Here is a 23,868-nt window from a genome sequence, read left to right on the forward strand (position 1 = left end):
GGCATCCCTTTTGCTATTTAGCGTCTTGCTCAGGAGAAAGTCTGCCCTGTTAAGGACACTTATAAACCTGGCCAACCATTTTGCTGTCTACCGGCACGAAGCTGGACAGTAAATTCTGCGTTGGGCTGTTTGCGCCGTAAATGGTATTCCCCCCCATTGCTGCCGCTTTGTTACGCAGGTCGTTTGCCGCGCCGCGCATTGAGCTGCCGTCACCGCCACTGCCTGAGAACCAATTGCTTTGCGCGCCGGTGACATCACCAATGAGCTGGCATTCTTTGCCTGGTTTGGTATCGGTGAATTTCACCTGCTGGCCCGCTGCATCAAGTTGATGAGTGGTACTGCACCCGGCAAGCAGCATGGCAGCTGACAGGCCCAGTAACATTTTAATCCGCATCACTTTCCCCATTTGATATTGAAATCTCATAAAGCCTATCAGAGAACGTTCAGTTCTCTTAGGCATCCGTTGCCACGTTTACCTAGGGTTCAACGCGTTACCTGAGATAAACAGGCAATGGCGATAGGCTACAGTTTACACGTTAAACTCCAGAGACAATGAGAGTTATCTTACTGAACCGGACGAAAAAGGGTCAAATAAAAAAACCCGGCCATAAATGACCGGGTTTCTTCAACATACAAAAGACTTACGCCCTTCATACATCCAGCGGATAAACGCCAGGGGGGATGATTACATCATGCCGCCCATGCCGCCCATTCCACCCATACCGCCAGCGCCGCCCATGTCACCGGCGTCGCCTTTTGGCAGGTCAGTGATCATGCACTCGGTGGTGATCATCAGACCAGCAACAGAAGACGCGAACTGCAGTGCAGAACGGGTAACTTTAGTTGGGTCAAGGATACCCATCGCGATCATGTCGCCGTACTGCTCGGTGTAAGCGTTGTAACCGAAGCTGCCTTCGCCTGCTTTCACTTTGTTCGCGATAACAGAGGCTTCTTCACCGGCATTAACGACGATCTGACGCAGTGGAGACTCCATTGCGCGCAGTGCAACACGGATACCGACGTTCTGGTCTTCGTTGTCGCCTTTCAGGCCAGCCAGAGTGTGAGCAACGCGGATCAGCGCAACACCACCACCGGCAACCACGCCTTCTTCAACAGCAGCACGGGTTGCGTGCAGCGCATCTTCAACGCGAGCTTTCTTCTCTTTCATTTCAACTTCAGTCGCTGCGCCAACTTTCAGAACAGCTACGCCGCCTGCCAGTTTAGCCACACGCTCTTGCAGTTTTTCACGGTCGTAATCAGATGTCGCTTCTTCGATCTGCTGACGGATCTGAGTAACACGGCCCTGGATAGTTGCTTCTTCGCCAACGCCATCGATGATGATGGTGGTGTCTTTGTTGATAACAACGCGTTTCGCCTGACCCATATCTTCCAGGGTAGCTTTTTCCAGTTCCAGACCGATCTCTTCAGAGATAACGGTACCGCCAGTCAGTGTTGCGATATCTTGCAGCATAGCTTTACGACGGTCGCCGAAGCCAGGAGCTTTAACTGCAGCCACTTTCACGATGCCGCGCATAGTGTTCACAACCAGAGTCGCCAGGGCTTCGCCTTCAACGTCTTCAGCAATGATCAGCAGTGGTTTACCGGCTTTAGCAACGGCTTCCAGCACTGGCAGCATTTCGCGAATGTTAGAAATTTTCTTGTCAGCTAACAGGATGAACGGGCTTTCCAGCTCGATCGAACCAGTTTCAGGCTTGTTGATGAAGTACGGGGACAGGTAGCCGCGGTCAAACTGCATACCTTCAACCACATCCAGCTCGTCTTGCAGGCCGGTGCCTTCTTCAACGGTGATAACGCCTTCTTTGCCCACTTTTTCCATCGCTTCAGCGATGAGTTTACCGACGGTTTCATCGGAGTTAGCAGAGATAGTACCTACCTGTGCGATAGCTTTAGAATCAGAGCAAGGCACAGACAGTTTTTTGAGTTCTTCAACAGCGGCGATAACGGCTTTATCGATACCGCGTTTCAGGTCCATCGGGTTCATACCAGCAGCAACAGCTTTGAGGCCTTCGGTGATGATGGATTGAGCCAGTACGGTTGCAGTAGTTGTACCGTCACCCGCAGCATCGTTAGCTTTAGAGGCAACTTCTTTAACCATCTGTGCGCCCATGTTTTCGAACTTGTCTTCCAGTTCGATTTCACGTGCAACAGAGACACCATCTTTAGTGATGGTTGGTGCGCCGAAGGATTTATCCAGAACAACGTTACGGCCTTTCGGGCCCAGGGTAACTTTAACTGCATCAGCAAGGATATTTACGCCACGCAACATTTTTACACGAGCGTCATTGCCAAATTTTACGTCTTTAGCTGCCATTGTTATTTACCTTAAATTCGTTCAGTTCAGAAAAAGTGATCGGGAGCGGATTACGCTTCTACGATAGCCAGAATGTCGCTTTCGGACATGATCAACACTTCTTCATTGTCGATCTTCTCTGCTTTAACGCCGTAACCGTCATTGAAAATAACGATGTCGCCAACTTTAACGTCCAGCGCTTTCACTTCACCATTTTCCAGGATGCGACCATGACCGACGGCCAGGATTTCACCACGGGTAGATTTACCAGCAGCGGAGCCAGTCAGAACGATGCCGCCAGCGGATTTAGATTCAACTTCTTTACGCTTGACGATAACGCGGTCATGCAATGGACGAATTTTCATTGATAACTCTCCTGTGAGCGGGGTCCATAACTATTTTAGGGTTGAATGCCTGACAGTCATCTGCCCGGCCTCGTGGTTTGTTTAATGGGGGCGTTACGCCACCCTTCAAGGGGAGAAAGCAAAAAAAATCGCTTTTTCTTTTCCATTTCGATGTCCCGTAAAGGATCCAGCGAAATGCCTTTTTTCAACAATACTTTAACAATCGACGGCGCGAATCTTAACGATCGCGGCGGTCGATGTCGTCATCTTTTTCAGGCGAAACCAGACGCTCGGTATGTTCGTCGGTGCGTTTAAACTCGCCGTCGAAAGTATTCCCGGTGGGTTGGCTGGTACCCCAATTGCCACCGGAGCGGACAATATTAAGGTGCGGCATCAATTTGAGGGTCAAGGATTTCTGCACCGGCGGCAGCAACAGGAGCAGGCCAAGGAAGTCGGTGAAGAACCCCGGCACAAGCAGCAGGAAGCCAGCGATCACCAGTGAGACGCTTTTGACCATCTCGGCAGCCGGGCTTTCGCCTGCGGCCAGCTTCTGCTGCAGTTGCATAAAGGTTTTCATGCCCTGATTTTTCACCAAGGAGACGCCCACGCAGGAGGTAAAAACCACCAGCAATAACGTCATGGCGACACCGATAAAGGCGGCCACTTTAATAAATAAGGTTATTTCGATGTAGGCCAACAGAAATAACAACAGTAACGGTAACCAGCGCACCGCAATCTCCTTGTGATGAAGTCCCGGTTCGGCCAAAAGGCACCTTTCCAGAACCATAAAATAGGGCCGTGGGGATCAACGCAATCACAATGCCCCAGGCTGTCTACAATGTAATGGTAGCGAGGCCCGCTGTTTTCAACCTGTGGTGAAGATTTAATTCATTGAACGAATGATTTGTGAGAGTTCTCACAGATACAGAAATACGTGCTCCGTAACAGTGCAAGAGAGTGATCTTAGTGCGTGCAATTCGCTAACAGCAGCATATGATCGCCTTCGTAGTAAGAACAACGGTTGATCGTTTTTAATTTCCCGCTGTTAGTAACATAATTATTAACATCGCATAACGCGTTTCAGCACCAAAAAGAAGGTTCTCATGTCAAATACGATTCGTATCGAGGAAGATCTGCTGGGCACTCGTGAAGTTCCGGCCGAGGCTTATTATGGAATTCACACCCTGCGGGCTATTGAAAACTTCTACATCAGCAACACCAAAATCAGCGATGTGCCGGAATTTGTCCGGGGCATGGTGATGGTTAAGAAAGCGGCCGCGTTAGCGAATAAAGAGCTGCAAACAATTCCGCGTCATATCGCAGACATCATTATTCAGGCCTGCGACGAAGTCCTCGATAAAGGCAAATGCATGGACCAGTTCCCGATTGACGTCTTCCAGGGCGGCGCAGGTACCTCGGTTAACATGAACACCAACGAAGTGCTGGCAAACATTGGCCTCGAACTGATGGGCCACCAGAAAGGCGATTATCAGTATCTGAACCCGAACGACCATCTGAATAAATGCCAGTCCACCAACGATGCCTATCCGACCGGTTTCCGTATCGCGGTCTACGCCTCTTTACTGAAACTGATCGACGCGATTGCCCAACTGGGCGACGGTTTTGAACACAAAGCCAAAGAGTTCGAAAATATCATTAAGATGGGCCGCACTCAGTTGCAGGACGCCGTACCGATGACCCTCGGTCAGGAGTTCCACGCATTCAATGTGCTGCTCAAAGAAGAGACCCGTAATTTACTGCGCAACGGCGAACTGCTGCTGGAAGTGAATCTTGGGGCAACGGCCATCGGGACTCGCCTCAATACGCCAGACGGCTATCAGCAACTGGCGGTGGAAAAACTGGCGGAAGTCAGCAATCTGGCCTGCGTACCGGCAGAAGACCTGATTGAAGCCACCTCCGACTGTGGCGCCTACGTCATGGTTCACAGCTCGCTGAAGCGCCTTGCGGTTAAACTCTCTAAGATTTGTAACGACTTGCGCCTGCTCTCTTCCGGCCCGCGCGCCGGCCTTAACGAGATTAACCTGCCAGAACTCCAGGCCGGTTCCTCCATCATGCCAGCCAAAGTGAACCCGGTTATCCCCGAAGTGGTGAACCAGGTGTGCTTTAAAGTCATCGGTAACGACATCTGCGTCACCATGGCTGCGGAAGCCGGTCAGTTGCAGCTCAACGTGATGGAACCAGTGATTGGTCAGGCGATGTTTGAATCTATCCATATTCTGACCAACGCCTGCTACAATCTGCTGGAAAAATGCATCAACGGTATTACAGCAAATAAAGAAGTCTGCGAGTTCTACGTCTTCAACTCCATCGGTATCGTGACCTATCTGAATCCGTTCATCGGCCACCACAATGGCGATATCGTCGGTAAGATTTGCGCGGAAACCGGTAAGAGTGTGCGGGAAGTCGTACTGGAACGCGGGCTGCTCACGGAAGCTGAGCTGGATGACATCTTCTCTATCGAGAACCTGATGCACCCGGCTTACAAAGCGAAACGGTATACGGATGAAAATGAACAGTAACAGGATTCACTTTTAGCCTCCGAAGGCTCGTTGTTCTCACGAACAACGAGCCTTTTTACTTTGTACATAACAACAATTACACAACATCCCATTTTCATTTTGTTTCTTTTCGGAGTACCGGAACAATGGACGGCCAATTATGTTAATCATCGAACTCATTATTGTACTGGCGGCAATATTCCTTGGCGCGCGCCTGGGTGGCATCGGCATCGGTTTTGCTGGCGGGCTGGGGGTTTTGGCCCTGACGCTCTGTGGCGTAAAACCGGGAAGCATCCCCTTTGACGTTATCTCGATCATCATGGCGGTGATCGCCGCGATCTCGACCATGCAGGTTGCCGGGGGTATGGATTATCTGGTCCAGCAGACCGAAAAACTGCTGCGCAAGAACCCTAAGCACATCACGCTGCTTGCCCCTATCGTGACTTACTTCCTGACCATTCTCGCCGGTACCGGCAATATCTCGCTGTCTGCTCTGCCGGTCATTTCTGAAGTGGCAAAAGAACAAGGCATCAAGCCTTGCCGCCCGCTATCTACCGCCGTCGTAGCGGCGCAAATAGCTATTACTGCGTCGCCAATTTCGGCGGCCGTTGTGTATATGTCCTCCGTGATGGAAGGCCACGGCGTCAGTTATTTGCATCTGCTGATGGTGATGATCCCTTCGACACTCGCGGCGGTGATTGTGATGTCACTGATCGTATCCTGGTGCTTTAACTCCAAATTGTCCGATGACCCGGTCTACCTGGCGCGTTATGAGGAAGGTCTGGTTGAGCTGCGTGGTGACAAAATCGTCGAGATTAAACCCGGCGCAAAACTCTCCGTACTGCTGTTCCTGCTCGGCGTATTTAGCGTAGTGGGTTATGCCGTGGTTAACAGCCCAAGCCTTGGCTGGGTGGCCACCCCTATCATGAATACCACCAGTGCGATTTTGATCATCATGCTGAGCGTCGCGACGCTTATCACCCTGTTGTGCCACATCAAAACCGACGCAATCCTCTCTTCAGGGACATTCAAAGCCGGGATGAGCGCCTGTATCTGTATTCTGGGCGTTGCCTGGCTGGGTGATACGTTCGTGCAAGCCAATCTGGGCTGGATCAAGGAGACCGCAGGCGGTCTGATTCAGGCGCACCCTTGGTTACTGGCGCTGATATTCTTCTTCTGCTCGGCGCTGCTTTACTCTCAGGCCGCGACAGCCAAAGCGCTGATGCCACTGGCGCTGGCGCTAAATGTGACACCGCTGACCGCTGTCGCCTCTTTTGCCGCAGTCTCCGGCCTGTTTATCTTACCGACCTACCCGACGCTGGTCGCCGCCGTACAAATGGATGACACCGGCACCACACGTATTGGCCGCTTTGTCTTTAACCATCCGTTCTTTATCCCGGGCACCATCGGTGTGTTCCTGTCGGTACTTTTCGGTTTTGGTATGGGCAGCATCATTCTTTAACCTTTTTCTACAGGGGCTCCGGCCCCTGTATTGGCGCCTTTCCCCTCTTCTCTGACAAACCCTGACACTCCGGCGCTTTCTGCTCATGGAATAGAGGGGTTATAATCACATTCTGTTAACGTGCTTTGGCATGATGCCATTCGCAGCCTCTTTCGATTCAACCAGCGGCCCGTATGCGCCGCGAGCAAGAGAATAATGACCCGCATGGATTTCCGTCTTCCCCGTCTTTTATTGCTGTTTTTCAGTCTGTTTTTCCTGCCGCTTCACGTGCAGGCGTCTTTGTTTGATAAACCTGCCAATCCGCAGTTTGTGCCGGTTGATCAGGCTTTCGACTTCGACTTTCAGCAACAGGGGCCTAATCTCAAACTGAACTGGAAGATCCGTGAGGGGTATTATCTCTATCGCGATAAAATCGAACTGGTCGGTGAACAGGCGCAGCTGGCAGCTTTTATTTTGCCAAAGGGTCTGGAACATCATGATGAGTTCTTTGGGAATACCGAAGTCTACGAGAAACAGCTCAACCTGAGTGTCCCGCTGCGTCAGGCCAGTGCTCATGCATCGCTTAAGGTGACCTATCAGGGCTGTGCCGTGGCCGGGTTCTGCTACCCGCCAGAGACCAGGGAAATCCCGCTTAATGAAGTGACGGAGCAAGCAGGGGCTAACACGGCTGCACCTACTGATATTGCGCCAGCGGCCAGCATCGATGTCACACCGGCGCCTCAGTCTGCGCCACTGCCCTTCTCACCGCTATGGGCTCTGCTCATCGGTATCGGCATCGCGTTCACCCCTTGCGTGCTGCCGATGTATCCGCTGATTTCCGGCATTATTCTGGGCCGCCAGCGTCCGCACAGCATGAAGCGGATTTTCCTGCTGGCGATGTTCTACGTACAGGGAATGGCACTGACTTACACGCTGCTTGGGATGGTGGTCGCAGCGGCCGGTTTACAGTTTCAGGCCGCCCTGCAAAGCCCGTGGGTACTGATTGCTCTGTCGGTCGCGTTTGTGGCGCTGGCGCTATCAATGTTCGGTATGTTCAGCCTGCAGTTGCCGTCATCGCTGCAAACCCGTCTAACGCTCTGGAGTAATGACCAGAAAGGCGGTTCGCTGGCGGGCGTGTTTGTTATGGGTGCCCTCGCCGGACTGATTTGTTCCCCCTGCACGACCGCGCCTTTGAGCGCCATTCTGCTCTACATCGCCCAGAGTGGAAATCTGTGGGCCGGTGCAGGAACGCTTTATCTGTACGCGCTGGGGATGGGGATCCCGCTGATTATTGTCACTCTGTTCGGCAACCGGCTGCTGCCACGCAGCGGCCCGTGGATGCAATACGTCAAAGAAGGATTCGGTTTTGTGATCCTGGCTCTGCCGGTCTTCCTGCTGGAGCGCATCATTGGTGATATGTGGGGATTACGCCTCTGGAGTGCCTTGGGTATCGCGTTCTTCGGCTGGGCATTCTTGCTGAGTCTCAGAAGCCAGCGCGGCCTATTGCGCGCGCTGCAACTGCTGTTCCTCGCCGCCGCACTGATCGTAAGCCGCCCGTTGCAGGACTGGGCATTTAGCCCTGCGGGCACAGTTACCACTGCGCAGCACGCGCTGAAGTTTCAGCACATCAATAATATTGAAGAACTGAATGCGGCCCTTCAGGCCGCCAGTGGGAAACGGGTGATGCTGGACCTCTATGCCGACTGGTGTGTCGCCTGTAAAGAGTTCGAAAAATATACCTTTACTGCGCCAGAGGTGCAGAATGAACTGCGGGATACCGTACTGCTGCAGGCTGATGTAACTCAAAATAGCCCGCAGCAGGTGGCCCTGCTTAAGCGTCTCCAAGTATTGGGGCTGCCCACCCTCTTATTCTTTGGTGCGGATGGAAAAGAGTTGCCACAGTCCCGTGTAACCGGTTTTATGGATGCGACCCAATTCACCGGGCATTTGCAGAAAACCCAGCCTTAAACGACACTACTTTCTGAAGTACGCGAATTGTGAGGAGGCAAACGTGCTACGTGAACAGGTCCTTGACCAGACTCTTAATCTTTTGGAACAGCGCGGTTTGGCCACACTGTCACTCGACGCTATCGCTGAACTGGTGAGCGTTCCGCTAAGCGATTTGCGCCGTTTCTGGCCCGATGCCGAGGCACTGCTGTATGACAGTCTGCGTCATCACGGCGAACAAATTGATATCTGGCGTCGCCAGTTACTGCTGGATGAAACCCTGACTGCACCGCAAAAATTGTTGGCCCGCTATAAGGTGCTCGACGAACAGGTGCGGCTAAACCGCTACCCTGGCTGCTTGTTTATTGCGGCATGCAGTTTCTACCCGGACAGCGAAGCGCCTATCCATCAACTGGCTGAAAAGCAGAAACAGGCTTCTTATCAGTACACACTGGAATTATTGCAGGAGATGGGTTCAGATGACGCACAGATGGTCGCCGAGCAGATGGAACTGATCCTCGAAGGGTGTCTGAGCAAGCTGCTGGTCAAACGTCAGTTGCACGATGTTGCTGTTGCCAGACGTCTGGCAGAGGATGTGCTGAACGTGGCCCGCTGTCGGGAACACGGTGCCCTGGCCTGATAAAAAGGCCAAAACACGCTTTTCGTGACTTATTTGCCTGAAAAGCCAGCAAACGAACCGTTTTTAGAGTGTTTATTACATAAATCCGTTGACGGCCTACTGCCAATACGGTTTAATGCGCCCCGTTGCCCGGATAGCTCAGTCGGTAGAGCAAGGGATTGAAAATCCCTGTGTCCTTGGTTCGATTCCGAGTCCGGGCACCATATTTAAAGAAACCAGCCTAAGGGCTGGTTTTTTGCTTTCTGTGATACGGACTCTACATCGAACCCTGTTCGATTATTCGTCTCATCCTGAGACTCACCCCTTCGGGGCCAGCGCAAGCGCTGTTCAAAGACGCCTCGCGTCTTTGTCCGAGTCCGGGCCATCTTTAAAGAAACCAGCCTAAGTGCTGGTTTTTTGCTTTCTGCTATTTAAAAATCTCAAACTCCCCTTCCGCTTGTTCAAACAATCCTGATGTTGCTACATTGGTTTCCGGGACTTTATTCCTATGTGATGAAAAGTTAAGGACTTACGATGACAGAACCTCGCCCTGAACTCTTAGCCAAATCATTAAAACCTGGCGACACCATCGGATTTTTCTCCGCATCGGCGCCGGCTACTGTCACTGCGCCAAATCGTTTTTCCCGGGGGAAAACGTTTCTTGAAGAAAAGGGGTTCACGCTCAAAGCCGGAGCATTAACCGGCAAGTCCGACTTTTACCGTTCGGGCTCCATTGCCGAGCGGGCGGAGGAACTCAATCAGCTCATTCGCGACCCTCAGGTACGCTGTATTATGTCGACCATCGGTGGCAACAACAGCAACTCGCTGCTGCCTTGGCTGGATTATGACGCACTGCGGGCGGATCCAAAGATTATCATTGGTTATTCCGATACCACGGCATTGCTGGCAGGCATTTATGCCAAAACCGGGCTGATTACTTTTTATGGCCCCGCCCTGGTCGCTTCTTTCGGCGAATTTCCGCCTCTTGTCCATCAAACGTATCAGTCGTTTATTGATGTGCTGATGGGGCCGCAGGCGGGTCATTACCGTTATACCCTGCCGGAGAAATGGAGCGATGAACGACTGAACTGGGACGACCTTCAGGCCGTACGTCCAAAAACGCTTTATAAAAACACCTGCCGGTTCGAGGGTGAGGGCAGCATTGAAGGGCGGGTGATGGGTGGAAATCTGAATACCCTTTCAGGGATCTGGGGCAGCGACTGGATGCCAGAAATTAAGTCCGGCGACATTCTGTTCATTGAGGATAGCCTGAAAGATATTGCCACCGTTGAGCGCTCGTTCTCGATGCTTAAACTTAACGGTGTTTTTGAAAAAGTCAGCGCTATCCTGCTGGGTAAACACGAGCTATTTAATGATGCTGGCACAGGCCGCCCCCCCTACGATGTGTTGCGTGAAGTTCTCGCCGGACAACCGATGCCAATAGTTGACGGTTTCGACTGCTGCCATACCCACCCGATGCTGACCCTGCCGTTGGGCGCAAAACTGCGTATCAATTTCAATCTTGAGCAGGTCGATATCATCAGCCGATATTTGTATGACATCCGGAATTAATTTCAGGTGCTCAGCGGTTCATACCCATCTCAATAACGCCTTATCGTCTGCCGGTAAGGCGTTCATAAGAAAAACATCCTGCTCAGGATATTTTACTAAATCTTCCGACCACAATTATAAATCAAACAACACCCTCAATCTTATGTAAAATACACTAAGTAGGATTTTTCTTACACCTTAAAACAATATTGTTTTGTATAGGACACTATTTTAAAAATTATTCAGTTTATACTAAGCCGACATACTTCATAGCAGAGAAATGTTGGGGAAAGTTTTTAGCATAGGAATTAAAAACATTACTTTCCAGCTTGAGTGAATACAGGATATGTAAAGCGGGTTAACGAGGGACGACCATGATTTATGTGATTGAAGATAAGATAGTATTCAACCCGGAAGACAATACTCTTTTTTTACAGGATAATACAGACTCTCAGGTGACTATATCAAACCCGGCAAGACGTATTTTACTTCTTCTTATTGAACGTCATGGAAGCGTTGTTCAGCGTGATACTTTGTTCCAAAAGGTATGGGATGATTTCGGCCTTGTTTCCAGTAATAATAACCTTAATCATTGCATCAGTAAATTACGCAAAGTGATTAATACGCTTGGTCATAACGATGAAGTGATAACTACTGTGCCTAAAGTCGGTTTTTTATTGAAGAAAGATATTATTATCTCAACATTGGAAACTCTTGGGGCCTCCGGTCCAACGGTTCACCCTGTGGTACCAGAACCTCCCGGCAGCATGATCGACACACTGCTTCAAGAACAAGCGACTGTTTTGCAACATCATGATGAAAAAGACACACAGCAGCAGCTTTTCACACTGCCACAAGCACCTGATATACAAAAGAAAAATAAAACCAATTTATTGATTATCATTACTTCTTTGGTACTTATGGTGCTCGCGTTCGCTATTGTATTACGCGAGCAATTTTATGACCCAAAAGATCGCCTGAAAATTACCACCTTCGGGGAATGTGCGCTCTACTCGACCGCGGTCATACCACCGGGCCAAAAACCGAATTTTATTCGCCTCGCCTACCAGTTTATCGATAAACATAAGATCACGTGTAGTCCGGGGGAAATTTATGTATTTCAAAGTGAAGCCATTTTTTCACTGAAAAAAACCGGTGCATCCCGTGATTTCCTTGCACAATGTCGGGTTAATTCAGATAACAATGCAGAGGCGTGCCTGACTGTATATGTAAATAACAGGAAAAATAATGACAACAGATAAGCTCCTCTGTTTCATCAGAAAAATTAAAGCAATCCATTGGTTACCCGTTGTCGCGATTTTCATCCTGACACTGGCCTTATACATTAATAGCCAGGTACAAAAAAATCGTTCCTTATTCCCTTATTCTCTGGCATGCCGCGGAGGTTTTGTCAGCGAGGCACAATATGATGACAAAACAGCCAAAATAAATTCCACCGTTTACTTTAGTTTTTTGAATTCAAATAAAATTCTGGTCTCATTGAGTGGCAACGCATTTTTATATGATGCACAAAACAAACTGATTGAAAAGCGAATTCTATTGCGTAATATTTACTATGACTATGTTCTGGAGAATAAAACGCTACAAACTTACACATTAACCAGTCGTCAGATAAATACGGATAGCATCGACACAATGGATGAAACACTGTCCAGCCTGGTATTGATGAATAGTTTTTATATTACCGGCCATACCGATACGCTGGTCCTGAAGAAATATGATGATAATACCATGCTGATTGAAACGAGTCAGTCGCCACTGGTCATGTGTGTTTTCAAACCGATTCACTGACTGCCAGCGCTAGGGTTCGTTCTATTTATAGAACAGAAAAAGGGTGAAACCACAGGCCTCGGCATAACGGGTTAAGGTTGTAATACTGGCCTGCGCGGGCCTTTTCTCCAGGCGGGTGATGGCGGGCGGCGTGATCTCAAGACGTCTTGCCAGCTCTGTTCTGCTTAACCCTGACTGTTCGCGCATATTTTGCAGCAGCTCATGGACCTCACTCTCAATGGACAAACCATGCTCCTCGTCTCGATATGCGGGCTCTTCCAGAGCCCGCGCCCTCAATTTCGCCCTTCTTAGCATTTCCATGTTTCTTCCAGTTAAACCCGGGGTCAGTAGTAATTAATTTTCACTACCACGGATGCGTCGAATTTTCCCAAGGTCAGCGGTTTGCCGGGAATGGCACTGACTTTGGCGGTAAAGTTTTTAGTCACTTCATTGACGTTGTTCAGCTCGGCAAAATTGTCATAACGATTAAACGTTATGGCTTCGTCTTTATCATTCAGAAGTGTCAGTTTGGCGCCGTTCACTAGGTCAATAGCATTGTTGCCCACCAGCGGGCTGGCCGTTGAGAACTCAGCCTGTAGCGAGAAGTTATCAAGACAGCCCTGTTTGATCGCTTTGATCGCGAAAGGCATGGTGATGCCAGATGAGCGCGAAAGCGTCGTACTCTGGATAGCCCCAAAATCGATCAGTTGGGACTCCGGGTAGACTTTTAAATCAGAACCACAGGCAAGAAAACGAATGCCCTGTAGGCCAGACAGGCTGTATTTAACGTTTTTCGCTCCCGGCGTCTGGTTGATCCCACGACTTCCATCAAGCTGAAAGACAGTGAACTGATCGGTTCCTTCATAATGCCCGCTGGAAGGTGGATTGGCCGTCACTTTGATATACAAACGGAAGCTGACGTTAACCGTCACATTCTGCCCTTTGCGGATCGGCGAACTGTTGGTGCTCAGACGTTGCTGGTTTTGTTCCAGATCCTGTCCGTTGTAACTCACTCCCAGTAACAACCCCTGGCCTAATGACTGCGATTTGGGGTTAAAATAGAAGTGCACCACGTCAACGATGCTGCCCAGCACGTTGTCGCAATAAGCCGTCATATTGATTTCATTGGACTCCCAGACTTTCGTCCCGGCAGCCACGTTTGATGGGATAGCCAGTTGGCCAATCGCAATCGGCGGCATGTTCACCAGGCCAGTGCCTTTTTCCACACAGTCCAGTGCCCATACGTTGCGCGAAAACAGCAATAAAGCAGCGATCACCCACTTCCAGCGAGAACCTAAGAGTGCCGGGTATATTGCAGACATAACATTTCCTTAGCGATCGGGGGGATGATTGCCGTAGCCGCTTCATTTTCCCGCTACGGGTTTGATAAGGGTGATGGTGTTATTTTTTTTCCGGCTTACTTTCCAGCTTGCAGCCCGCTACACTGCACAGGTATTGATTCACCTGTAAACCGCCATAGTCATCCATATATCCGATGCTGTATTTCGGGCTGACATAGTCGCGCCCCGTCAGGGTTTCACTGCCAAAAGGCGGCAGCATCAGGCTGTCGAATCCGCGAAAACTGCCGCTATTATCTTTCCCGAGGTATCCCAGCGTGATGTAAAACGGCGAGGGATTGGTGAGCGTCAGGCCGCTGTCAGAAGGTTTCACGGTTAACTGCTCCTGCCAGGCACCGCGGGTCAGAGGGGCAATAGCCGCCGGGCGAAAAAACAGTTTGATACGGCTTTGAATGGCAACCTGCATAACGTTCGGCAACTCGCTCTTCGGCGGCACCTCACGTACGTTAAAATAGAACAGCGATTCGCGATCTTTCGGTAGAGCGGCGGTTTCCGGCAGTTGCAGGATCCGTATCTGGCTCTTTTGCCCGGCATCAATTCGCTGCATCGGAGGGAGTGCTACCAGCGGAGAGGCCACTTTTCCCCCTTTGGCATTTTCCAGCCAAACCTGCGCCAAATAGGGCAAGTCTTTGCTTTGGTTGTCCAGCATCACGCTGACTGACTTGTCCGTAGAGTTGAAAATAATACGGGTCCGGTCAATGTTCACCGCTGCATTAGCCCCTTGCAGGCAGCCCAACGTCAGTAATAAGAGAGTGGCAGCGCGCAGTATGGAATTATTCATAAATGGTCCCTCTGGTTGAATCGAAACAAAATCTTCACACGTCATTTCCCGGACGTCTGACATGGCAGGAGTAACTGACCACTCAGGCTGGCAGAGTCATTAGGAACCTGAATGTGGCACTGGTTATCTTCGCCCCAGTGCACGGTCAGGCTCTTCTCGCCGGACACGCCAGCCAGATAGGCCAGGCCGCCGTCGCCGATTAACCCGGCTTCGAAACCCGAGCTGTCATCAGTGACGGAGGCGCCGAGCGGTGGGAAACTGCCGTCTGCCAGACGAATCGTCGCCATCAGTCTTTCCCCCTTCACAGCGCGTATTTTGCGAAAGCCAATCGCGCCTTCGGTCAGGGTTTTACTGACCACCGAACTGTAAACTTCGACGTCGTCTGGCAGATGGTTGACGTCAACCCGCACATCCGAGGTTTGGTAGCTGGAAACACCGTTCACCACAGCAACGCCATAATCGTTAGTCACGGACGCACCATCACTGATCGGAATGCCTTTGACGCCCGCGGCTACCATCATGCGCGGCTCATTACCGGCGCTGCTCTGGTGTAATGCCGCGCCATAGCGGGTCGCCGTCAGCGATCCATACCAATTGGCACTGACCGAGCGGTAATCGTTATTTTTCACACTGCCGTTCGCACCAAACTGGCCGTAAGGCGACATATGCTGGTAGTTAGCGCGAAAAACACCGTCGCCTTTTTGTAGATCCGGGCTACTTCCACCTGCACCGACGCGCCAGCTGTTTTTAGGATCCTGACTGTTGTAATAAGAGGCCGTTTGCGAAAATCCACTTTGTGAATCCTGCTGTGCGTCGTAACTGATTTGCTGCCCCGAAGAGAGCGGTACGCTAAACGACAGGAACATCTGGTTTTCATCGGTGTACTGGTATTTCAATTTGCTTGCCGACAAGGTGGCGGAAATTCCCGTAAACCTTCCGATATCAAAAATTTTGCTCACCGAAACGCTGTAGTTATTGCTCGGGCTATCGTTCCAGTACACTTTGTGAGTGGCAGACAAATAGAGCGTAATGGCTGGCCAGGGTAAAAACTGGTTAGCGGTAACCGTATAAGTCTGTTTGTCATCACGCGAGTAGTGATCGCCATTGACTTTGTCGAGGTACTGGTTCAGCGACATGAAGCTTTTTTCAGAGAAGCGGTAACCCGCAAAGGTTATCTGGCTGCCCGTTGCGTCGAAACGCTTGGAGTAGTTCACACGGTAGCTGTAACCGCTCTGCCGGCCCTCGACCGGCACCGTCGCCGATGAGCGGGTGACATCCAAGGAGACCGCGCCGAAATCTTGCAAATTTTGCCCGACACCCAGCGCCTGCGACTGGTAATTGCCGGTTGTGGTGATCAGCCCTCCGTACAGGGAGAAGTTATTCAGCGCTCCCCACGACATCTCCCCGCTATAGAACCCAGGTTGCATGACGGTGTTATCGCTACCCGTCGTCGGCTTCCCCATGGCAGTTTTAAAGCGTACTTCGCCTTTTCGGGTCAAAAACGGGATGGTTGCCGTGCTGACTTGATAGGTCGTGACACTGCCATTTTCTTCTTCAATGCGCACATCCAGCGCGCCCTGCACCGCTTCGCTCAGGTCCTGAATGACAAACGGCCCAGGCGAGACGTTGGTCTGATAAATCACACGGCCATTCTGGCTGATGCTGACTTTGGCATTCGTTTTCGCAATCCCGGTCACCTGAGGCGCATAGCCGCGAAGTGATGGCGGCAACATACGCTGATCGCTATTAAGCGAAACACCGAGAAAGCGGAACGAGTCAAAAATATCGGAATTGAAATAGGTTTCACCGGCATTGAACCGTGCCCCCATCGACGGGATGGCGCGAAACAGATATTTCTGCGTCCAGGTAAACTGGTCGTTATGTTTTCCACCCGAAGAGCGGGAGTTGTTATATTGATAATCTGCGCGTGCACGCCACGCACCGAGGTTAAAACCGGCGGTGCCGTAGCTGCTCAGATTGGTCGAACTAGTGCCCTGCTGAGGCATATATTTACTGCCCAGCAAGTTGTAATCGAGAATGGTGCCAGACACACCTTCATCCCATTGCGAAGGCGGTACCCAATTTTCATCGTGGTAGGTCAGCCAGGCCTGAGGAATACTGATATTGAGCGTCTGTTTTTCCTGATCGTAGCTAACCGTCACCTCTTTTAAGGTATCCAGCGAAGTACAACGCCCGTCGTTCCATGTATCCAGGGCTTTACGCGTACTGTCGATCAGGTCGAATTTAGCCACCAACTCCGGGGTCAGGCATATGCGGCTATTTTTGTTGTCTGGCGTAGGAACATACCTAATCAGACTTTGTTCCGGCAGTGTGCGGCCGTTGAGTACGACGTCCAGCAGGTACTCACCCGGGGCAATGTAGTTGGCTACCTCAAACCGGGAGAGGTCGATATTATTACGGTCCCCGGCATCAATAAAGTTGGTATTAAATTCAACTGCCAGTGTCTTCATTGAAATAAAACATACGGTCAAAAAGCTGATAATAATGGCGGCACGTTTTTTAATGGCTGATGTTCTATTCAATATAAACAACATATAAAAATCACTTTTATTTTTATAATAGCGTTATAGGCTTAGTTATATAGCCCACAGAATATAGCCAGCAGAATACCCTGCCAGGATGGACAGAGTTAAAGGGGGAAGAGATCCCCCTGTTTAATTACGCGGTTTTATTTGTAGTTCAGCGCATAGGTCGCTTGGGAAACGATCGTGCCGGTGGACACAGGCTGCGAATTGGCTTCAACACGGGCAGCAAACACCAGTTCGTTGTTACCAGTAACCAGGTTAATCTCTTTAGAGGTATCACCCACTTTTAACAAATCACCATTGGCATCGATCAGACGAATACCGGCACCTTTAGCGCTACCGGTGTTAGCCAGAAGCTCAGCCAGGCTGCTGTCCGGCGTGCCAGCAAAGGATACAGCGACTTTAGACATGGCTGGATAAGCCACCGTACCAGCCGTTTGAGCAGTCAGGTCACAGTCCTGCAGGTGAATGGTGTAATTCACGTTCTGGGAATATTTGTTGCCGCTTTCCAATACCTTATTGGCAACTTGCCCCATATTCACATTGATGTCTTCATCACCTGGGGCAATTGAACAAGGTGCATTAATTACAGTACCGGTAAAATGAATACGACCAGAACCCTGGTCGGCGCCTGATGGAGCGGTAGGTGCCGGATCATCAGCAAAGGCGGCAGCAGAAATTACCGCTGAAAGGGCAATAATAAGAGTCTTTTTTTTAGTGTTAAACATGTTGAGTCCTTGAGAATTGTACGGCAGCAAAATAGCGATTTTTTGCTGTACCGAAGAGAGCACCCCTCTCTTTCCAGATCAATATACTGTTATTTGATTTTTAACGGAATAATAATTCAAGAAGTTCAACAATTAAGAACATGACTCTAAAGTTAATTCAAAAGTCCCTTTTTATGAACGCTTATTAACCTACAGGTGAAATTAATTAACATTAAATTTCATTACATATCGATCGTGATATACAGGTGTAGCGAATGAATTAAGCTTTAATTAACAAATTTGACACATTTTTATGATTTATGAGTTACACATCACCATAAATATCCTTGAAACAATATCGCCCTGAAATATTCATGTCGCTGATAATAACGTTCACTCCATTAATTTCACCGCATCTGCGATCACGGTAATTGATGTCATCTTGCTGAAATTACTCTGGTTGCGTGATCTGCCCCCCAAAAACCAAACAAAGCCGCATGGCAATCTACACTTAACTTTTGATTGACATATTATTAACAAATCAAAGGAGAAAAACCATGAGCCACGTTTATAAGCACTCTATTCCTGCTTCCATTGCAGAACATACCTTGATCACACCTGAGAAATATCAGCATTATTATCAACAGTCTGTAGAGAATCCTGACCAATTTTGGGGCGAACAAGGCAAAATTCTCGACTGGATTAAGCCTTATACAAAAGTGAAAAACACGTCATTCGCGCCAGGAAACATTGATATTCGTTGGTTCGAAGACGGCACCTTGAATCTGGCGGCAAACTGCCTGGATCGCCATCTCGAAAAAAAAGGTGACCGCACCGCCCTGATTTGGGAAGGGGATGATCCGAAAGCGGAAAGCAAGAAAGTAACCTACAAACAACTGCATCACGATGTCTGCAAATTCTCCAACGTTCTGAAGGGACTTGGAATTAAAAAGGGCGACGTCGTGGCGATCTATATGCCCATGGTTCCGGAAGCCGCCGTCGCGATGCTGGCCTGCGCACGCATCGGGGCGGTCCATTCGGTGATCTTTGCCGGTTTCTCACCAGAAGCCGTAGCCGGACGTATTGTTGATTCCCACTCGAAACTTGTGATCACCGCTGATGAAGGCCTGCGTGCCGGCCGCACGATCCCCCTCAAACAGAATGTCGATGATGCGCTGAAAAACCCTGCAGTGACCAGCGTAACCAACGTCGTGGTATTCAAACGTACCGGCAAACAAGGTGAATGGCATGAAGGCCGGGATATCTGGTGGCATGATACGGTAAAAGACGCTTCAGCCGATTGCCCGCCTGAAGAGATGAAGGCTGAAGATCCGTTATTCATCCTTTATACCTCCGGCTCGACCGGTAAACCTAAAGGCGTACTGCATACAACCGGCGGGTATCTGGTTTACGCTGCCCTGACTTTTAAGTACACCTTCGATTATCACGAAGGCGATATTTACTGGTGTACTGCTGACGTCGGTTGGGTGACGGGTCACAGCTATCTGCTTTATGGGCCGCTGGCCTGTGGTGCCATTTCACTGATGTTTGAAGGTGTGCCGAATTATCCCGCTCCGAACCGCATGGCGCAGGTGATCGACAAACATAAAGTGAATATTTTATACACCGCACCGACTGCGATCCGTGCGCTCATGGCTGAAGGTGATAAAGCAATCGAAGGAACAAGCCGCGAAACGCTGCGCATTATGGGGTCGGTGGGTGAGCCAATAAACCCGGAAGCCTGGGAGTGGTATTACAAAAAGATCGGCAACAGCAAATGCCCGATTGTCGATACCTGGTGGCAGACCGAAACCGGCGGATTCATGATAACCCCGCTGCCGGGAGCGACCGAACTGAAAGCCGGTTCAGCGACGCGCCCATTCTTTGGCGTACAACCTGCACTGGTGGATAACGAAGGCGTGCCGCAGGAAGGCACCTGCGAAGGCAATCTGGTCATAACCGATTCATGGCCGGGCCAGGCTCGTACCTTGTTTGGCGATCACGACCGCTTCGAGCAAACGTATTTTTCCACCTTCAAAAATATGTATTTCAGCGGCGACGGCGCGCGCCGTGACGAAGACGGTTATTACTGGATAACTGGCCGGGTGGATGACGTACTGAATATTTCCGGCCACCGGTTGGGTACCGCTGAGATCGAATCGGCACTGGTCTCTCACCCCAAAATTGCTGAAGCCGCCGTCGTGGGGATCCCTCACAGCATCAAAGGCCAGGCCATTTATGCATACATCACCCTAAATCATGGGGAGGAACCTTCCCCCGAGCTCTATACCGAAGTGCGTAACTGGGTACGCAAGGAAATAGGGTCGATTGCCACACCGGACATTCTTCACTGGACTGATTCATTGCCAAAAACCCGCTCCGGGAAAATTATGCGCCGCATACTGCGCAAAATTGCCGCCGGTGATATCAGTAATCTGGGAGATACCTCGACACTCGCCGATCCGGGTGTTGTCGATAAGCTGTTGGAAGAAAAACAATCAATGAAAGTGCCGTCGTAATTTTCACCGCCCTGGCGCGGTGAACTCTATCAATGCCTCACAGGAGTCACTGAGATGAATGATCTCATTTATCAGAGAGTTGTAAATAATCCGCGCTTCAGGGAGTTAGTTGAAAAACGCAGCCGCTTTGCGTGGCTGCTTTCGGCTATCACCTTGGTAATGTACGTTGCCTTTATTTTCCTGATTGCCTTCGAACCTCAGTGGCTGGGTACGCCGTTGTATCAAGGTGCGACAATTACCCGCGGCATTCCCGTTGGTGTTGGGCTAATTGTCATCTCCTTTGTGCTGACCGGTATTTATGTTTTCCGTGCTAATAGCGAGTTTGACCGTCTGACTGCCGATATTATCCGAGAGGTGAACCTATGAACGCCCGTCGTTTAGGGCTCATGGCGCTCGCCAGTTTACTGGCTTTTCCGCTGAGCGCTTTAGCGGCGGAAGGTATTGCCGGTGAGGTAAAAAAACAGCCACTAAATATTGAAGCGATTGTAATGTTCGTTTTGTTTGTTGGCGCAACCTTATATATCACCTACTGGGCGTCGAAACGTACGCGCTCACGTCAGGATTATTATACAGCGGGCGGGCGTATCACCGGTTTGCAAAACGGTATGGCCATTGCCGGTGACTTTATGTCTGCCGCCTCATTCCTTGGGATATCTGCGCTGGTTTATACCTCAGGCTACGATGGCCTTATCTACTCGATAGGATTTTTGATTGGCTGGCCGATCATTCTGTTTTTGATCGCTGAAAGACTGCGTAATCTGGGTAAATACACCTTCGCTGATGTAGCTTCATACCGGCTGAAGCAAAAGCCGATCAGAACGCTGTCAGCCTGCGGCTCACTGGTGGTTGTCGCACTGTATCTGATTGCGCAGATGGTGGGGGCTGGGAAATTGATTCAGCTGCTTTTCGGTTTGAATTACCACGTTGCAGTGATCCTGGTAGGCATTCTGATGGTGCTCTATGTCCTGTTTGGCGGTATGTTGGCAACCACCTGGGTGCAAATCATCAAGGCGGTTTTACTGCTTGCCGGCGCGACCTTTATGGCTGTTATGGTCATGAAATCGGTTAACTTCAACTTTAATACCCTCTTCCAACAGGCGGTGGCGGTCCACCCGAAAGGTATCTCGATCATGAGCCCTGGTGGACTGGTTTCTGACCCGATATCTGCACTCTCCCTCGGATTAGCGCTGATGTTCGGGACCGCAGGTTTACCTCACATTCTGATGCGCTTCTTCACGGTAAACGACGCTAAAGAGGCGCGAAAAAGTGTCTTCTATGCCACTGGTTTTATCGGCTATTTCTATATTCTCACCTTTATCATCGGTTTCGGCGCCATCGTGCTGGTCAGCGCTAACCCGGCGTTTAAAGATGCCAGTGGTGCACTGCTCGGCGGGACCAACATGTCTGCCGTCCATCTTGCAGATGCCGTGGGTGGCAGCTTCTTCCTGGGCTTCATCTCCGCCGTGGCTTTCGCAACGATCCTCGCCGTAGTGGCAGGGCTTACTTTAGCGGGCGCGTCTGCGGTATCCCATGACCTTTATGCAAGTGTGATTAAAGATGGGAAAGCAACGGAGAAAGATGAGCTGCGGGTATCGAAGATCACTGTCGTACTGCTCGGTATTGTTGCCATTCTTTTAGGAATATTGTTCGAGAAACAAAATATCGCCTTCATGGTTGGCCTTGCCTTCTCTATCGCCGCGAGCTGTAACTTCCCTATCATCTTGCTCTCAATGTACTGGGGAAAACTCACTACCCGGGGCGCGATGATTGGAGGCTGGTTAGGTTTGCTGACGGCGATTATCCTGATGGTGCTTGGCCCGACGATTTGGGTGCAGATACTGGGACATGCAAAACCTATCTATCCGTATGAGTATCCGGCGTTGTTCTCGATGATCGTGGCATTTGTGGGTATCTGGCTGTTCTCAATTACCGATCATTCCCGTGAAGGCCAGCTCGAAAGAGAGCGCTTTTATCCTCAATTTGTCCGTTCTCAGACCGGTATTGGTATTTCACAAAGTTCCAATCACTGAGTCCTCAATACAGCCAGAGCCTGCACGGGCTCTGGCTTTTCACTGGTTTAAAGGCGATTTCTTTCGACAAGACAATTCTGTAATACCCTCGGATACATTGCTCATTTGCTCAGACTCGTGAATGCTATTAAGTCGTAATGTAATACAAGGAGGCAAGTATGTTCACGACCGAAGCCTGGATATGGCAAGAAAGTTCAGAACCCGACGCGCTGGAATTCAGAGAAACCTCGCTACCCGCACTCAAAGCCGACGAAGTATTAATTAAAAATAAAGCCGTGGGTTTGAATCCCGTGGATTGGAAAATCTTAGCGAGCCCGCCTGCAACATGGCAAAACGGGCACACTCCCGGCGTGGATGGTATGGGAGAGATCATTGCCCTCGGCTCCGCGGTACAACACCTGAGGGTCGGCACCAGAGTGGCTTACCATACGGACTTACGGTTTGCGGGAAGCTTTGCACGTCATGCCGTCGTCGCTGCCCACGCACTGATTCCAATCCCTGAGACATTAACGGATATTGTCGCTGCGGCTTTTCCTTGTCCGGCAATGACGGCATGGCAGGCGATGAAACGGGTTCCGGAATTGGCTGGTAGTTCTGTCCTTGTGAATGGTGCAGGCGGGGCTGTCGGGGGAATATTGACTCAGTTACTTTCTCACGCAAATACCCGTGTATACACCACAGCCAGTGAGCATCACCACTCGCTTCTGGCTCAGAAAGGTGCAATGGGGACATTTGATTACCATCATTCCGACTGGCAGGAACAGCTGAAATCTGCGCTTAAGGGGCATTCGTTACATGCTGCTTTCGACATGGTAAACCAACAAAGTGCAGAATCTCTGGGGTATCTGCTCGGGTATTATGGTCACCTTGTGTCGGTACAAGATCGGGTTGAAACGTCTCCTGTAGAACCATTCAGTACCAGTATTTCATTGCATGAGATTGCACTTGCCGCCATTCATGCCCATGGTTCGCCCGCTCAGTGGCAACAGTTGGTCGCAGCCGCCGTAGAAATGCTTAACCAGATTTCACGCGGCGAATTACTTATGCCGACTATTAAAACCGTTGCCTTTGCCGCCCTGCCTGAGGCGCTAAATGCAATGAAACAGAACAATAACGGAGTCAAATACGTTGCTGAACTGTAGAATTTTCAGGCTTTAAAATGTTAAAAGGCCATCCTGTGGATGGCCTTTTATGTTGATGACGTATGAACAATCATTCAATTCTCATCAGTTGGCCGGCTGTGATCAACCATTGCCGTTAAAATAATGAACCAACAGCCTCCGCACATGCCTTTTCTCTTCAAACTCCCCATAGCAAAAAACCCCAGTCTTTCGACTGAGGTTTTCCACTAATTTGATGCCTGGCAGTTGATGACCCACTTCGTGCCTCACCCTTCGGGCCGTT

At 50.2% G+C, this 23,868-nt stretch carries 20 protein-coding genes and 1 tRNA gene; 12 read left to right on the top strand and 9 right to left on the bottom strand.

Annotated elements, in window-relative coordinates; genetic code table 11:
* Positions 1-49: 49 nt before the first annotated feature.
* The 4 genes from ACZRKO_RS17500 to ACZRKO_RS17515 all read right to left on the bottom strand — a co-directional run bounded on the left by ACZRKO_RS17500 (position 50) and on the right by ACZRKO_RS17515 (position 3,385).
* On the bottom strand, positions 50-394 hold the full coding sequence (locus ACZRKO_RS17500) for a DUF4156 domain-containing protein (protein ID WP_463738494.1): 345 nt from the start codon (positions 392-394) through the stop codon (positions 50-52).
* Between the two features lie 291 nt (positions 395-685).
* Complete coding sequence (gene groL, locus ACZRKO_RS17505; RefSeq protein WP_463738495.1) at positions 686-2,332, bottom strand: chaperonin GroEL; 1,647 nt, start codon at positions 2,330-2,332, stop codon at positions 686-688.
* A gap of 50 nt (positions 2,333-2,382) precedes the next feature.
* The gene (locus tag ACZRKO_RS17510; protein WP_009636718.1) at positions 2,383-2,676 is read right to left on the bottom strand and encodes a co-chaperone GroES; all 294 of its coding nucleotides are present in this window, start codon (positions 2,674-2,676) and stop codon (positions 2,383-2,385) included.
* A gap of 217 nt (positions 2,677-2,893) precedes the next feature.
* Positions 2,894-3,385 carry an FxsA family protein gene (locus tag ACZRKO_RS17515; protein WP_463738496.1) on the bottom strand — a complete coding sequence of 164 codons (492 nt, stop codon included), beginning with the start codon at positions 3,383-3,385 and terminating at the stop codon, positions 2,894-2,896.
* A gap of 373 nt (positions 3,386-3,758) precedes the next feature.
* On the opposite strand from ACZRKO_RS17515, the gene aspA reads away from it, so the two are divergent.
* The 8 genes from aspA to ACZRKO_RS17555 all read left to right on the top strand — a co-directional run bounded on the left by aspA (position 3,759) and on the right by ACZRKO_RS17555 (position 12,544).
* The gene (aspA, locus tag ACZRKO_RS17520) at positions 3,759-5,195 is read left to right on the top strand and encodes an aspartate ammonia-lyase (protein WP_463738497.1); all 1,437 of its coding nucleotides are present in this window, start codon (positions 3,759-3,761) and stop codon (positions 5,193-5,195) included.
* Positions 5,196-5,334: 139 nt separating this feature from the next.
* The gene (locus ACZRKO_RS17525) at positions 5,335-6,636 is read left to right on the top strand and encodes an anaerobic C4-dicarboxylate transporter (protein WP_463738498.1); all 1,302 of its coding nucleotides are present in this window, start codon (positions 5,335-5,337) and stop codon (positions 6,634-6,636) included.
* A 204-nt stretch (positions 6,637-6,840) separates the two neighbouring features.
* Positions 6,841-8,583 carry a protein-disulfide reductase DsbD gene (locus ACZRKO_RS17530; RefSeq protein ID WP_463738538.1) on the top strand — a complete coding sequence of 581 codons (1,743 nt, stop codon included), beginning with the start codon at positions 6,841-6,843 and terminating at the stop codon, positions 8,581-8,583.
* Positions 8,584-8,626: 43 nt separating this feature from the next.
* A complete protein-coding gene (gene dicD / locus ACZRKO_RS17535) occupies positions 8,627-9,202 on the top strand; it encodes a division control transcriptional repressor DicD (protein WP_463738499.1) in 576 nt (191 codons plus the stop codon).
* A gap of 127 nt (positions 9,203-9,329) precedes the next feature.
* Positions 9,330-9,405 (top strand) — tRNA-Phe (locus tag ACZRKO_RS17540).
* Positions 9,406-9,715: 310 nt separating this feature from the next.
* Positions 9,716-10,753: a S66 family peptidase gene (locus tag ACZRKO_RS17545; protein ID WP_463738500.1), complete on the top strand. Its 1,038-nt coding sequence runs from the start codon at positions 9,716-9,718 to the stop codon at positions 10,751-10,753.
* A 353-nt stretch (positions 10,754-11,106) separates the two neighbouring features.
* On the top strand, positions 11,107-11,994 hold the full coding sequence (locus ACZRKO_RS17550; protein ID WP_463738501.1) for a winged helix-turn-helix domain-containing protein: 888 nt from the start codon (positions 11,107-11,109) through the stop codon (positions 11,992-11,994).
* Positions 11,981-12,544: a hypothetical protein gene (locus ACZRKO_RS17555; RefSeq protein ID WP_463738502.1), complete on the top strand. Its 564-nt coding sequence runs from the start codon at positions 11,981-11,983 to the stop codon at positions 12,542-12,544. Before ACZRKO_RS17550 ends, ACZRKO_RS17555 begins: the two co-directional genes overlap by 14 nt.
* 21 nt (positions 12,545-12,565) lie before the next feature.
* On the opposite strand, the gene ACZRKO_RS17560 is transcribed toward ACZRKO_RS17555, so the two are convergent.
* The 5 genes from ACZRKO_RS17560 to ACZRKO_RS17580 all read right to left on the bottom strand — a co-directional run bounded on the left by ACZRKO_RS17560 (position 12,566) and on the right by ACZRKO_RS17580 (position 17,936).
* The gene (locus ACZRKO_RS17560; protein WP_463738503.1) at positions 12,566-12,769 is read right to left on the bottom strand and encodes a helix-turn-helix domain-containing protein; all 204 of its coding nucleotides are present in this window, start codon (positions 12,767-12,769) and stop codon (positions 12,566-12,568) included.
* 98 nt (positions 12,770-12,867) lie between these two features.
* A complete protein-coding gene (locus ACZRKO_RS17565) occupies positions 12,868-13,845 on the bottom strand; it encodes a fimbrial protein (protein WP_463738504.1) in 978 nt (325 codons plus the stop codon).
* A gap of 79 nt (positions 13,846-13,924) precedes the next feature.
* Positions 13,925-14,662 carry a fimbria/pilus periplasmic chaperone gene (locus ACZRKO_RS17570; RefSeq protein ID WP_463738505.1) on the bottom strand — a complete coding sequence of 246 codons (738 nt, stop codon included), beginning with the start codon at positions 14,660-14,662 and terminating at the stop codon, positions 13,925-13,927.
* A gap of 41 nt (positions 14,663-14,703) precedes the next feature.
* Positions 14,704-17,133: a fimbria/pilus outer membrane usher protein gene (locus ACZRKO_RS17575; RefSeq protein WP_463738506.1), complete on the bottom strand. Its 2,430-nt coding sequence runs from the start codon at positions 17,131-17,133 to the stop codon at positions 14,704-14,706.
* 218 nt (positions 17,134-17,351) lie between these two features.
* Complete coding sequence (locus tag ACZRKO_RS17580) at positions 17,352-17,936, bottom strand: fimbrial protein (RefSeq protein WP_463738507.1); 585 nt, start codon at positions 17,934-17,936, stop codon at positions 17,352-17,354.
* A gap of 536 nt (positions 17,937-18,472) precedes the next feature.
* On the opposite strand from ACZRKO_RS17580, the gene acs reads away from it, so the two are divergent.
* The 4 genes from acs (at position 18,473) to ACZRKO_RS17600 (ending at position 23,606) form a co-directional block, all read left to right on the top strand.
* Positions 18,473-20,434: an acetate--CoA ligase gene (gene acs, locus ACZRKO_RS17585; RefSeq protein WP_463738508.1), complete on the top strand. Its 1,962-nt coding sequence runs from the start codon at positions 18,473-18,475 to the stop codon at positions 20,432-20,434.
* A gap of 54 nt (positions 20,435-20,488) precedes the next feature.
* Positions 20,489-20,800 carry a DUF485 domain-containing protein gene (locus ACZRKO_RS17590; RefSeq protein ID WP_463738509.1) on the top strand — a complete coding sequence of 104 codons (312 nt, stop codon included), beginning with the start codon at positions 20,489-20,491 and terminating at the stop codon, positions 20,798-20,800.
* On the top strand, positions 20,797-22,464 hold the full coding sequence (gene actP, locus ACZRKO_RS17595; RefSeq protein ID WP_463738510.1) for a cation/acetate symporter ActP: 1,668 nt from the start codon (positions 20,797-20,799) through the stop codon (positions 22,462-22,464). The genes ACZRKO_RS17590 and actP overlap by 4 nt, the downstream gene beginning before the upstream one ends.
* 158 nt (positions 22,465-22,622) lie before the next feature.
* Positions 22,623-23,606, top strand: coding sequence for an alcohol dehydrogenase catalytic domain-containing protein (locus ACZRKO_RS17600; protein WP_463738511.1), 984 nt, complete (start codon positions 22,623-22,625; stop codon positions 23,604-23,606).
* The last annotated feature ends 262 nt before the right edge of the window (positions 23,607-23,868 follow it).

The sequence above is a fragment of the Ewingella sp. C233 genome, from assembly GCF_055407225.1.